Genomic DNA, 12161 nt, shown 5'->3' with positions numbered 1-12161 from the left:
AAGATTGCAACAGGCACGGTGTTATCTTCTGGGCGAGAGGGCGGTCGTTTTGGAACTGGAACCGCCCATGTCGCTGGAGAGCCAGCAGCGGATATGGGGGCTTGCCGAGCGTCTGAACCGCCATGAAGCGGTGCTGGAGGCGATTCCGGGTATGAACAATCTGACGGTGTTGTTGGCTAGCCCACAACAGGAGCAGGTCGCCATTGAGCGTTTACAACACTGGTGGGCAGAGAGTGAATCACGCGTGTTCGATCCGCGAAATATCACGATTCCCGTTGTGTATGGCGGGGAGGCAGGGCCAGATTTAACTGAAGTCGCCGCACACAGCGGCCTGACTGTGCGTCAGGTTGTAGAGGCTCATACGGCGGTGCAATACGTGGTTTACTTTTTGGGGTTTCAACCGGGTTTTGCCTACCTTGGCGGATTGAATGAGACTTTACACATGCCGCGTCGTGCCGAACCCCGACTGCGTGTTCCAGCCGGTTCGGTTGGGATTGGCGGTGCGCAAACAGGGATTTATCCGCTCGCGACGCCGGGTGGCTGGCAGTTGATTGGGCGTACCGCGTTGACGCTTTTCAACCCACAAACGATGCCCCCTACGCTGCTACGTCCTGGCGATAATGTTCGGTTTTTGCCACAGCGGGAGGGAATATGCTGAAAGTTATCCATGCCGGATTGCACACGTCAGTGCAGGATGGCGGCCGCGTGGGATTTCGTCGTTTAGGCATTAGCCAGTCAGGCGCGCTCGATCTGCCTGCGTTTAAAATGGCTAATCTGTTGGTGGGCAACGAGGAAAATGCTGCGGCATTAGAAATTACGCTGGGTAAGTTTACGGCAACTTTTACGTCAGCCCGCTGGATAGCGTTAACCGGCGCAGACAGTCACGCTGAGCTCGATGGAAAGCCGCTCTGGACCGGCTGGCGTTTTGCTGTGAAACCGGGGCAAACATTGAAAATGCGTATGCCGCGCAACGGTATGCGCAGCTATCTGGCGCTGTCTGGCGGGGTGGATGTCCCAGAAGCACTAGGTTCGCGCAGTACCGATTTAAAAGCTGGATTTGGCGGATTTAACGGGCGTTTGCTCATGGATGGCGATGAACTTCCGCTGGGAACGCCGACGCGTGAACTGACAGGCGAAGTCGGCATTAAGCAGTTACTGTTCGGCAATCGCGTGCGTGCATTACCGGGGCCGGAGTATCAGGAATTTAGCGAAGCGACGCAGGCGCGGTTTTGGCAAACGTCGTGGCAATTGAGTCCGCAGAGTAACCGTATGGGCTATCGACTGTTGGGCGCAGAGCTACAGCGAACCGCATCGTCGGGGAATAAGCCACGCGAGTTGCCATCGCACGGGCTGTTGCCGGGCGTGGTGCAGGTTCCGCACAACGGGCATCCAATTGTGCTGTTGGCGGATGCGCAAACCACCGGCGGTTATCCGCGTATTGCCAGCGTGATCGACGCTGACATGTTTCATTTGGCGCAGATTCGTCTGGGCGAACCGATACATTTTATCCGTTGCACGCTGGCGCAGGCGCAGAAAGCGGCCGAAGACCAGCGGCGTTACCTTGAGCAACTAGCGTGGAGGCTGAATGACTATTGATCTGAATGCCGATTTGGGGGAGGGAAGCCCGCATGACGAAGCGCTGCTGAAGCTGGTGTCGTCCGCCAACATTGCGTGCGGGTTTCATGCCGGTGATGCGCAAACCATGCGTCAGTCGGTCCGTTGGGGAATGGGATACGGTGTGGCATTGGGAGCCCATCCAAGTTTTCTCGATCGTGAAAATTTTGGCCGCAAAGCGATGACGGTGCCTGTGGAAATTGTCTTTGCGCAAGTCGTGTATCAACTGGGCGCGCTCGCGGCGATTGTTGCTGCTGAAGGCGGGAGGCTGTCCCATGTAAAGCCGCATGGTATGCTTTACAATCAGGCGGCCAGTGAACCCGCGCTGGCCGATGCAATAGCTAAAGCAGTGAAGGCCGTTAATCCCGCGTTGCGTCTGGTCGGGCTGGCAGGCAGCGAATTGATCCGCGCAGGCAAACGGCTGGGATTAGAGACCCGTCAGGAAGTGTTCGCCGATCGCTGCTACCTTCCCGATGGGACGCTAGTGCCACGCTCTCAGTCCGGGGCGCTGATTAACAGCGATGAATTGGCGCTGGCGCAGGCGCTGGAAATGATTCAGCGCCAGCGCGTCAGAGCCATTGACGGTACGTGGATAAAAGTGCAAGCAGATACCGTGTGTCTTCACGGGGATGGGCCACATGCGCTGCTGTTCGCCCGCAAGCTGCGCAACTGTTTTAGCGAACACCAAATAGCCGTGGTTGCGGCATAAATGATTTCGTATCACGGGGATAATCGATGAAAACCGTTTTAATTACGGCGTTTGAACCTTTTGAAGATGAAACGATTAATCCCTCTTGGGAAGCGGTAAAAGGGCTCCATCAGCGAGAAGTCGCCGGGGCGCGTGTGGTGGCTTGCCGCTTATCGTGCGTCTTTGATTTGTCACTGGATCAGCTTTATCGTGCGATAGCGGAATGGCAACCGGAAGTGGTGATCGCGCTGGGGCAGGCGGGCGGTCGTGCTGATATTACTGTGGAGCGTGTCGCGATTAATATTAATGATGCCCGGATTGCGGATAACCGCGGCAACCAGCCGATTGACACGCCGGTGGTGGAAACGGGGCCGGCGGCGTATTTCTCGACATTGCCGGTAAAAGCGATGGTGCAGGCACTGCGCACGGCCGGTATCCCCGCGTCTGTGTCGCAAACCGCAGGGACGTTTGTGTGTAACCATGTGATGTATGGGCTTCTGCATCATCTGCATCAGCAGGGCGATGCCATTCGCGGTGGATTTGTTCATATTCCCTATGCGCCGGAACAGGCCGCGCGACACCCCGGTGAACCCAGTATGCCAACGTCGTTAGTGACGGCGGCGCTGGAAGTCATGATTAAGCAGGTGCTGGTTCAGCAGGTTGATGTCGCTGTCACTGGCGGGGCATTACATTAGTTGAGTGGATTGCTCTATCATAGCGCGTCTGATTTTAAGGGAGTTGGAGATGCCGGAAGGGCCGGAAATTCGCCGGGCGGCCGATAAGTTGGTTGAGGCCATTGTAGGCAAAACGCTGACGCGAGTTTGGTTTGCGTTTCCCGCGTTAAAGCCTTACGAGAATGAACTGATCGGGCAACAGGTGCGGCAGATTGAAACGCGTGGCAAGGCGCTGCTGACTTACTTTAGTAACGATCGGGTGCTGTATAGCCATAACCAATTGTATGGCGTGTGGCGCGTGGTGAAGGCCGGTGACTCGCCAGAGACAAAGCGAGATTTGCGCCTTCGGCTGGAAACGCAGGATCGTGCCATTCTGCTCTATAGCGCATCGGATATTGCCATGCTGACGCGGGATACGCTGGCAACCCATCCCTTCTTGCAACGTATCGGCCCTGATGTTCTGGATGACTCGCTGACGCCAGAACTGGTATCTGCGCGTTTGCTTCTCCCGCGTTTTCGTCGTCGTCAGTTTGCTGGGCTGCTATTGGATCAGGCTTTTCTTGCTGGATTAGGGAATTACCTGCGCGCCGAGATTCTCTGGCAGGCACAGTTGGCGCCGCGACATACTGCGGCACAGTTGAATGAGGAACAGTTGCAGACGTTGAGTCACGCGCTGTTGGACATTCCCCGGCTGTCCTACCGTACGCGAGGCGCGGTTGATGAGAACCGCCATCACGGGGCGATTTTTTCATTCAAGGTTTTTCATCGTGCGGGGGAGCGCTGTGAGCGCTGCGGCGGCATCATTGAAAAAACGATGCTGTCATCTCGCCCATTTTATTGGTGCCCGCGGTGCCAGCAATAATTTGCCTCGCTGAGACAGTATAAAGGCCGGAAATTCCGGCCTTTATCTATGTTGACTCTTAATCGTGTTTTAGCTGAGAGGTGAAGTCGCGTCTGTCGTAGCCGGTGTACAACTGGCGTGGACGCGCTATTTTAATGCCTTCATCATGCATTTCACTCCAGTGCGCGATCCACCCTACGGTGCGCGCCATCGCGAAGATAACGGTAAACATGGTGGATGGAATCCCCATGGCCTTCAAGATGATGCCAGAGTAGAAGTCCACATTCGGATACAGTTTCTTCTCGATGAAATAGGGATCGTTTAGCGCGATACGCTCCAACTCCATCGCCACTTCTAGCAGGTCGTCTTTTCTGCCAAGTTCTTTCAGCACTTCATGGCAGGTTTCACGCATTACCTTGGCACGCGGGTCGTGGTTCTTGTACACGCGGTGACCAAAGCCCATTAGTCGGAAAGCATCATTTTTATCTTTTGCGCGTTTGATAAATGCCGGAATATGTTCCACGCTGCTAATCTCTTCCAACATCCGCAGACACGCCTCGTTCGCACCACCGTGCGCCGGCCCCCATAATGAGGCGATACCCGCGGCGATGCACGCAAACGGGTTAGCGCCAGATGAACCGGCGGTCCGAACGGTTGAGGTAGAGGCATTTTGCTCGTGATCGGCATGCAGGATCAGAATGCGATCCATCGCGCGTTCCAGTATCGGGTTCACAACGTATTCTTCACAAGGCGTGGAGAACATCATGTGCAGGAAATTACCGGCATAAGACAGGTTGTTTCGTGGGTAAACAAAGGGTTGACCCAGTGAATATTTGTAACACATCGCTGCAACGGTCGGCATTTTTGATAGCAGACGATAGGCAGCAATTTCACGGTGGCGTTCGATGCTAATATCCAGCGAATCATGATAAAACGCCGCCAGAGCTCCCGTGACGCCGCATAAAACCGCCATAGGGTGTGAATCGCGGCGAAATCCGTGGAACAAGCGAGTAATTTGCTCATGGATCATCGTGTGGCGAGTCACGATGGTTTTAAAGGTTTCATATTGTTCCGGCGTTGGCGCTTCGCCGTACAGCAGAATGTAACAGACTTCAAGATAAGTCGAATTTTCAGCAAGTTGGTCTATGGGGAAACCGCGATGCAGCAAGATGCCTTCATCGCCGTCAATATAGGTAATCTTTGATTCGCAAGAGGCGGTAGAGGTAAAACCGGGATCAAACGTGAAGTAGCCTTTTGAACCGAGCGGCCGAATATCAATTTCATCATGCCCTAGCGTGCCGGATAGGACGTCAAGCTCAATGGGATCCTTACCGTCTAGGGTAAGTATTGCTTTTTTATCAGCCATTTATAGTCTCCTTAGCGCTCTAATTTTAAAATTTTTACTGAAGATATACCGTCATGCCTGCGCACCGGACAACAGTAATGGCCGATGGAACTCTGTGGTGACACGTGAGTCAATAGGGTACAGAGTAAAGCGGATAGCCGCTTTCAGGATGAAAAATGTGTTCTTCAGGTAATTGACCATCTCCAGATAATTAACAATCTCCAGGTAAAAATCGCACTCTGAATAGATTGTAGCCATTACCTCTGACTTTACGTGGACTATTCTCACTGTTACATAAGTTACGCCAGTGTGGAAGTACCGCCGTGTGCTTTAACACATTGCGAGGAATTCATTCCCCTATTTGTAATTTAAATGTTTCACATTTGTCAAATTAGATAATTGATTTTGTACGGTTTGTGAAATTAGTGATCTAAATCACTGTTCCGGGTAAATGTCACCAAACGGTTTGTGTGGGAATTGTAATGATAATGTGAAATACCTATACTGTTTTCAGGTCTCCGGGATCACCCTGCGGTAGGAGCACCCAGCATGAAGGGACTATGCGCGGTTTAGACAGCGGAATGTCGAGGTTTGAGCGCGTATCACACACCCTTTAAGGGCTGCTACTTTCATGCTGTCTGACCTCACATCAGGTCCGGAGGAAGAAACAATAATAAAAGCTGTGTGGGCAAATCTGTGAAAAAACAAAGACCTGTCAATCTGGAATTGCAGACGATCCAGTTTCCCGTTACTGCGATAGCATCCATTCTTCACCGCGTCTCCGGCGTTATCACCTTTGTTGCTATTGGTATCTTACTGTGGCTGTTAGGGACTTCTCTTTCCTCAGAAGAAGGGTTTCTTCGCGTCGCGGCGCTGCTGGACAGCATCATAGTCAAGTTCATCGTTTGGGGTATTCTCGTTGCGCTCATCTATCACATTATTGGTGGTTTACGTCACCTATTGATGGATTTCGGCTATATAGAAGAAGACCTTGCTACCGGTAAGCGTTCTGCAACGCTCTCCTTTGTTATTACTGTCGTGCTTTCAATTTTGGCTGGAGTCCTCGTATGGTAAGCAATGCTTCTGCATTAGGACGCAATGGTGTACACGATTGGTTACTTATTCGCGCTTCCGCCATCGTCATCTTCCTTTATGTCATTTATATTACTGCCTTTATCGCTATAGCGGGTGACATTACGTATGAGATTTGGCGTGGTTTTTTTTCGCTGGCCCTCACTAAAGTATTCACGCTGTTAACGTTATTTTCCATTCTGGTCCATGCCTGGATAGGGATGTGGCAAGTGTTGACCGACTACATTAAACCGCTGGCCTTACGCCTGATCTTACAGTTAGCGATTGTCGTCGCGTTGTTGGTGTATGTCATTTATGGAACTATTGTGGTGTGGGGGGCGTGATGAATTTGCCAGTCAGAGAGTTTGATGCCGTGGTGGTTGGCGCAGGCGGCGCAGGTATGCGCGCCGCATTGCAAATCTCCCAAATGGGTTCGTCCTGTGCCCTGCTATCGAAAGTGTTTCCAACGCGTTCTCACACCGTGTCCGCGCAAGGCGGTATTACCGTTGCGTTGGGTAACACTCACGAGGACAACTGGGAATGGCATATGTATGACACCGTAAAAGGGTCAGATTATATTGGCGATCAGGATGCCATTGAATATATGTGTAAAACTGGCCCGGAAGCGATTCTAGAGCTGGAACACATGGGATTACCGTTTTCCCGTCTGGACGATGGCCGCATTTATCAGCGCCCGTTTGGCGGGCAATCGAAGAATTTTGGCGGCGAGCAGGCCGCGCGTACTGCTGCTGCCGCTGACCGTACTGGTCACGCGTTATTGCATACGTTGTATCAGCAGAACCTGAAAAACCATACGACGATTTTCTCCGAATGGTACGCCCTCGATCTGGTGAAAAATCAGGATGGCGCAGTCGTTGGATGTACGGCGATCTGTATCGAAACGGGGGAGGTCGTCTACTTCAAAGCGAAAGCGACCGTGCTGGCGACCGGCGGAGCGGGTCGAATTTATCAGTCGACAACCAATGCGCACATTAATACCGGTGATGGCGTTGGTATGGCATTGCGTGCCGGTGTTCCGCTTCAGGATATGGAAATGTGGCAGTTCCATCCTACTGGAATCGCGGGGGCGGGTGTGCTGGTCACCGAAGGGTGCCGTGGTGAAGGCGGCTATTTGCTGAATAAACATGGTGAACGCTTCATGGAACGTTACGCGCCAAACGCGAAAGATTTGGCCGGACGCGACGTGGTCGCCCGTTCCATTATGATCGAGATTCGCGAAGGCCGCGGTTGTGAAGGCCCGTGGGGGCCACACGCCAAGCTGAAGTTGGATCATCTGGGTAAAGACGTTCTGGAATCCCGTCTGCCGGGCATTTTGGAGCTGTCTCGCACATTTGCTCACGTCGATCCGGTGAAAGAGCCGATACCGGTTATTCCAACCTGCCACTATATGATGGGCGGTATTCCGACCAAAGTCAGCGGTCAGGCGCTAACGGTGAATGACAAAGGCGAGGATGTCGTGATCCCTGGGCTGTTTGCTGTGGGTGAAATCGCCTGTGTCTCGGTTCATGGCGCTAACCGTCTGGGCGGCAACTCTCTGCTGGATCTGGTGGTTTTTGGCCGCTCGGCAGGAATGCATTTACAGGAATCATTAGAAGAACAGGGCGTAAGCCGCGATGCCAGCGACTCAGATATTGAGGCATCGCTCGATCGTCTGAATCGCTGGAATAACACCCGTTCCGGAGAAGATCCGGTCGAAATTCGTAAAGCGCTCCAATCTTGTATGCAGCACAACTTCTCCGTGTTCCGTGAAGGCGAAGCGATGGCGAAAGGGTTAGAAGAGCTGAAAGTCATTCGTGAACGCCTGAAAAATGCGCGTCTGGATGACACTTCAAGCGAATTTAACACCCAGCGTATTGAGTGTCTGGAACTGGATAACTTGATGGAAACCGCCTACGCAACAGCCGTGTCGGCCAACTTCCGTACCGAAAGCCGGGGCGCGCACAGCCGCTTCGACTATCCAGAACGCGATGATGAGAATTGGCTATGCCATTCGTTGTATCTGCCGCAAACCGACAGTATGACGCGGCGTAAGGTCAACATGCAGCCTACATTGCGTCCGGCGTTCCCACCCAAAGTACGCACTTATTAATAGCGGAGAGCAAACGATGAAAGTCGAATTTTCTATTTATCGTTACAACCCGGATGTTGACGATGCTCCGCGGATGCAGGATTACCAATTAGAGGCGGAAGAAGGCCGCGACATGATGCTGTTGGATGCGCTGATCCTGTTAAAGGAACAGGATCCCACGCTGTCATTTCGGCGTTCCTGCCGTGAGGGCGTGTGTGGATCTGATGGTGTGAATATGAACGGTAAAAACGGGTTGGCCTGTATTACCCCGGTTTCCGCCCTACGCCGAGGGAACCGCCCGATTGTTATCCGTCCTTTACCTGGATTACCGGTGGTGCGTGATTTGGTTGTAGACATGGGGCAATTCTATGCTCAATATGAGAAAATAAAGCCTTACCTGTTGAATAATGGGAAAAATCCACCCGCGCGTGAGCATCTGCAATCGCCGGATCAACGTGCTAAGCTGGATGGATTATACGAGTGTATCATGTGCGCCTGCTGTTCAACGTCCTGCCCATCGTTTTGGTGGAACCCAGACAAGTTTGTCGGGCCGGCGGGGTTGCTGGCGGCTTACCGTTTCCTGATCGACAGCCGCGATACGGAAACTCAACCGCGCCTGGACAATCTGGATGATGCGTTTAGCGTTTTCCGCTGCCACGGCATTATGAACTGCGTTAACGTATGCCCGAAAGGGCTGAATCCGACAAAGGCTATTGGGCATATTAAATCGATGTTATTGCATCGCAGCGCATAACCGTGTGCCAATAACAACATGTTGTCGCATAAAGATTAAGTAGTTAAACAGGCGTCTCCCTCTAAAGTCTCTATGCTTCAGAGGGAGCACAGGAAGCCTTTAAAAACTGGCTTGCGCGTCAGAACCGGTTTTTAAAGGTTCCTTAGGAGCGAGAGAAGCTCTGGGGACTTAACGCTCGATAAATGAACTGTTTATATCAAGACGATATACAGGCACGAATGACATGTTAACCACGGCGAAAACTGAAGCTTATTAGCTTAAGGGATCATGATGCAGAACGGCGCAATGAAGGCCTGGCTGGATTCCTCCTATTTGGCGGGTGCGAATCAGTCCTACATAGAGCAACTCTATGAAGATTTTTTAACCGATCCTGACTCGATCGAACATAGCTGGCGCACGATCTTCCAGCAATTGCCTACGAGTGGGGTCAAACCGGATCAACTCCATTCTAAAACGCGTGAATACTTCCGCCGCCTGGCAAAGGATACCTCGCGTTTTACCTCGTCAGTCACCGACCCCGATATTGACGCTAAGCAGGTCAAGGTGTTGCAACTGATCAATGCGTTCCGTTTTCGTGGTCATCAGCAAGCCAATCTGGACCCGATTTTCCTGCGCCCTCAGGAACCCGTTGCCGAGCTGGATCTGGCCTACCATAACTTGACGCAGGATGATTTGGAAGAATCCTTCAATGTGGGGTCCTTCGCCGCTGGCAAAGACACCATGAAACTGAAAGATTTGTATGCGGCTTTAAAGCGTACGTATTGTGGTTCCGTTGGTGCGGAATACATGCACATCACCAGTACGGAAGAGAAGCGCTGGATTCAACAGCGTATCGAGTCGGTAACGGGGCAATATACCTTTACGGTAGAAGAAAAACGCCGTTTCCTTAAAGAACTCACGGCGGCGGAAGGGTTAGAACGTTATCTGGGTGCCAAATATCCCGGTGCCAAGCGTTTCTCACTGGAAGGCGGCGATGCGCTGGTCCCAATGCTGAAAGAACTGATTCGTCATGCTGGCTCGAATGGCACCCGCGAAGTGGTCTTGGGGATGGCGCACCGTGGTCGTCTTAATGTCCTGGTCAACGTATTGGGTAAGAAGCCACGGGATCTGTTTGACGAATTTTCCGGAAAGCATAAAGAACATCTCGGCACCGGCGATGTGAAATATCACCAGGGGTTCTCCTCTGAATTTGAAACCGCTGGCGGGTTGGTGCATTTAGCGTTGGCGTTCAACCCATCGCATCTGGAGATCGTCAGTCCGGTTGTTACCGGTTCGGTACGAGCGCGCCTCGATCGTCTGAACAGTCAGAGTGGTCCACGAGTGTTGCCGATTACCATTCACGGTGATGCGGCAATTAGCGGTCAGGGAGTGGTGCAGGAATTGTTGAACATGTCGACGGTGCGCGGCTATGAAGTGGGCGGCACGCTGCGGATTGTCATCAATAACCGCATCGGCTTTACTACTTCTCATCCGCTGGATATCCGTTCTACCGAATACTGTACCGATATTGGCAAAATGGTACAGGCGCCGATTTTTCACGTTAATGCGGATGATCCGGAAGCGGTGGCGTTTGTTACGCGCCTGGCATTGGATTTCCGCAATACCTTTAAACGTGATGTCTTTGTCGATCTTATCTGTTACCGCCGCCATGGGCATAATGAAGCTGATGAGCCTAGCGCTACGCAGCCAATGATGTATCAGAAAATCAAAAAGCATCCGACGCCGCGTAAAGTCTACGCCGATCGGTTAGAGCAGGAGAAGGTGGTCACGTTGGGCGACGCCACCGAAATGGTTAATCTATACCGCGATGCACTGGATTCTGGCGAATGTGTGGTGGAAGAATGGCGTGAAATGAATATGCAGTCCTTCACTTGGACGCCATATCTGAACCATGAGTGGGATGAATCTTATCCACACGCAGTGGAAATGAAGCGTTTACAGGAACTGGCGAAGCGTATCAGCGAAATACCGGAAGGCATTGAGGTTCATCCGCGAGTCGCTAAAGTTTATGCCGATCGCGCTGAAATGGCCGCTGGCAACAAACTGTTCGACTGGGGCGGAGCGGAAATGCTGGCCTATGCTACGTTGGTTGATGAAGGAATCCCCATTCGCCTGTCTGGTGAGGACACCGGTCGTGGCACGTTCTTCCACCGGCATGCCGTCGTGCATAATCAAAAAAATGGCTCCAGCTACACACCATTAAATCATGTGCATAACGCGCAGGGCGCGTTTAACGTCTGGGATTCTGTGTTATCTGAAGAAGCGGTTCTGGCATTTGAATATGGTTATGCGACAGCAGAACCGCGCACGTTGACTATTTGGGAAGCGCAGTTTGGTGACTTCGCGAACGGTGCCCAGGTGGTGATCGACCAATTCATCAGTTCCGGTGAACAGAAGTGGGGCCGGATGTGCGGATTGGTAATGCTGTTGCCGCATGGTTACGAAGGCCAGGGGCCAGAGCACTCCTCCGCCAGATTGGAGCGATATCTTCAATTGTGCGCGGAGCAAAATATGCAGGTTTGTATTCCGTCAACGCCAGCTCAGGTGTATCACATGCTGCGCCGTCAGGCGCTACGTGGAATGCGTCGTCCGCTGGTGGTCATGTCGCCGAAATCCCTCTTGCGCCATCCGCGGGCGGTTTCTTCACTGGAAGAGCTGGCGAATGGTTCCTTCCAGCCCGCAATTGGTGAAATAGAAGCGTTGGATCCGGCTGCCGTGAAGCGCGTCGTGCTTTGTTCTGGTAAGGTTTATTATGATTTGCTGGAGCAGCGCCGTAAGAATGAGCAAAAAGATGTTGCGATCGTGCGTATCGAGCAACTTTATCCGTTCCCGCATCAGGCTGTTCAGGCGGTACTGGAGCCTTTTGCCCATGTCCACGATTTCGTATGGTGCCAGGAAGAACCGCTGAATCAGGGATCCTGGTATTGCAGTCAGCACCATTTCCGTGAAGTCATTCCGTTTGGGGCGTCTTTACGTTATGCCGGGCGTCCGGCGTCTGCCTCACCTGCCGTTGGCTATATGTCCGTACACCAGAAACAGCAGAAAGCTCTGGTTGATGACGCGCTGAACGTTGATTAAATAAAAG

General features: G+C 52.4%; 12 protein-coding genes. 10 read left to right on the top strand and 2 right to left on the bottom strand.

The genetic code is table 11. The features are described 5' to 3' along the window. The first annotated feature begins 4 nt into the window (after positions 1-4). Genes pxpB through nei form a run of 5 tightly spaced genes read left to right on the top strand, consistent with a single transcriptional unit; the run spans position 5 to position 3838 of the window. The gene (gene pxpB, locus RFN81_RS12430; protein ID WP_264498958.1) at positions 5-658 is read left to right on the top strand and encodes a 5-oxoprolinase subunit PxpB; all 654 of its coding nucleotides are present in this window, start codon (positions 5-7) and stop codon (positions 656-658) included. Further along, positions 652-1596 carry a 5-oxoprolinase subunit PxpC gene (gene pxpC / locus RFN81_RS12425; RefSeq protein ID WP_264496139.1) on the top strand — a complete coding sequence of 315 codons (945 nt, stop codon included), beginning with the start codon at positions 652-654 and terminating at the stop codon, positions 1594-1596. The genes pxpB and pxpC overlap by 7 nt, the downstream gene beginning before the upstream one ends. Further along, entirely contained in the window at positions 1586-2323 is a 738-nt protein-coding gene (pxpA, locus tag RFN81_RS12420; protein WP_264496138.1) for a 5-oxoprolinase subunit PxpA, read from the top strand. Before pxpC ends, pxpA begins: the two co-directional genes overlap by 11 nt. 26 nt (positions 2324-2349) lie before the next feature. Beyond that, positions 2350-2997, top strand: a complete 648-nt coding sequence (gene pcp, locus RFN81_RS12415) for a pyroglutamyl-peptidase I (protein WP_264496137.1) — start codon at positions 2350-2352, stop codon at positions 2995-2997. A gap of 49 nt (positions 2998-3046) precedes the next feature. Beyond that, complete coding sequence (gene nei / locus RFN81_RS12410; RefSeq protein WP_264496136.1) at positions 3047-3838, top strand: endonuclease VIII; 792 nt, start codon at positions 3047-3049, stop codon at positions 3836-3838. 58 nt (positions 3839-3896) lie between these two features. Here nei and RFN81_RS12405 read toward each other — a convergent pair whose 3' ends face one another. Together RFN81_RS12405 and RFN81_RS12400 are read right to left on the bottom strand one after the other, a co-directional pair. Beyond that, positions 3897-5183, bottom strand: a complete 1287-nt coding sequence (locus RFN81_RS12405) for a citrate synthase (protein WP_264496135.1) — start codon at positions 5181-5183, stop codon at positions 3897-3899. A 51-nt stretch (positions 5184-5234) separates the two neighbouring features. Next, a complete protein-coding gene (locus RFN81_RS12400; RefSeq protein WP_264496134.1) occupies positions 5235-5420 on the bottom strand; it encodes a hypothetical protein in 186 nt (61 codons plus the stop codon). A gap of 426 nt (positions 5421-5846) precedes the next feature. On the opposite strand from RFN81_RS12400, the gene sdhC reads away from it, so the two are divergent. The 5 genes from sdhC (at position 5847) to sucA (ending at position 12154) form a co-directional block, all read left to right on the top strand. Continuing rightward, a complete protein-coding gene (sdhC, locus tag RFN81_RS12395) occupies positions 5847-6236 on the top strand; it encodes a succinate dehydrogenase cytochrome b556 subunit (protein ID WP_264496133.1) in 390 nt (129 codons plus the stop codon). Further along, a complete protein-coding gene (sdhD, locus tag RFN81_RS12390; protein ID WP_264496132.1) occupies positions 6230-6577 on the top strand; it encodes a succinate dehydrogenase membrane anchor subunit in 348 nt (115 codons plus the stop codon). The genes sdhC and sdhD overlap by 7 nt, the downstream gene beginning before the upstream one ends. Next, positions 6577-8343 (top strand): succinate dehydrogenase flavoprotein subunit, encoded by a 1767-nt coding sequence (gene sdhA / locus RFN81_RS12385; protein ID WP_264496131.1) that lies wholly within the window; start codon positions 6577-6579, stop codon positions 8341-8343. Before sdhD ends, sdhA begins: the two co-directional genes overlap by 1 nt. Before the next feature lie 16 nt (positions 8344-8359). Further along, complete coding sequence (locus RFN81_RS12380) at positions 8360-9076, top strand: succinate dehydrogenase iron-sulfur subunit (RefSeq protein WP_264496130.1); 717 nt, start codon at positions 8360-8362, stop codon at positions 9074-9076. A 270-nt stretch (positions 9077-9346) separates the two neighbouring features. Beyond that, entirely contained in the window at positions 9347-12154 is a 2808-nt protein-coding gene (gene sucA / locus RFN81_RS12375) for a 2-oxoglutarate dehydrogenase E1 component (RefSeq protein WP_264498957.1), read from the top strand. Positions 12155-12161: the final 7 nt, after the last annotated feature.

The sequence above is a fragment of the Pectobacterium cacticida genome, from assembly GCF_036885195.1.
GTDB classification, from domain to species: Bacteria; Pseudomonadota; Gammaproteobacteria; order Enterobacterales; family Enterobacteriaceae; genus Pectobacterium; species Pectobacterium cacticida.
This window is presented reverse-complemented; position numbering and strand designations above follow the sequence as displayed.

Coding starts and splice junctions, on each gene's coding strand:
- RFN81_RS12400 (WP_264496134.1), bottom strand. CDS start 5,420: ATGGCTACAATCTATTCAGAGTGCGATTTTTACCTGGAGATTGTTAAT.
- sucA (WP_264498957.1), top strand. CDS start 9,347: ATGCAGAACGGCGCAATGAAGGCCTGGCTGGATTCCTCCTATTTGGCG.
- pxpC (WP_264496139.1), top strand. CDS start 652: ATGCTGAAAGTTATCCATGCCGGATTGCACACGTCAGTGCAGGATGGC.
- RFN81_RS12380 (WP_264496130.1), top strand. CDS start 8,360: ATGAAAGTCGAATTTTCTATTTATCGTTACAACCCGGATGTTGACGAT.
- sdhD (WP_264496132.1), top strand. CDS start 6,230: ATGGTAAGCAATGCTTCTGCATTAGGACGCAATGGTGTACACGATTGG.
- pcp (WP_264496137.1), top strand. CDS start 2,350: ATGAAAACCGTTTTAATTACGGCGTTTGAACCTTTTGAAGATGAAACG.
- RFN81_RS12405 (WP_264496135.1), bottom strand. CDS start 5,183: ATGGCTGATAAAAAAGCAATACTTACCCTAGACGGTAAGGATCCCATT.
- sdhA (WP_264496131.1), top strand. CDS start 6,577: ATGAATTTGCCAGTCAGAGAGTTTGATGCCGTGGTGGTTGGCGCAGGC.
- pxpA (WP_264496138.1), top strand. CDS start 1,586: ATGACTATTGATCTGAATGCCGATTTGGGGGAGGGAAGCCCGCATGAC.
- nei (WP_264496136.1), top strand. CDS start 3,047: ATGCCGGAAGGGCCGGAAATTCGCCGGGCGGCCGATAAGTTGGTTGAG.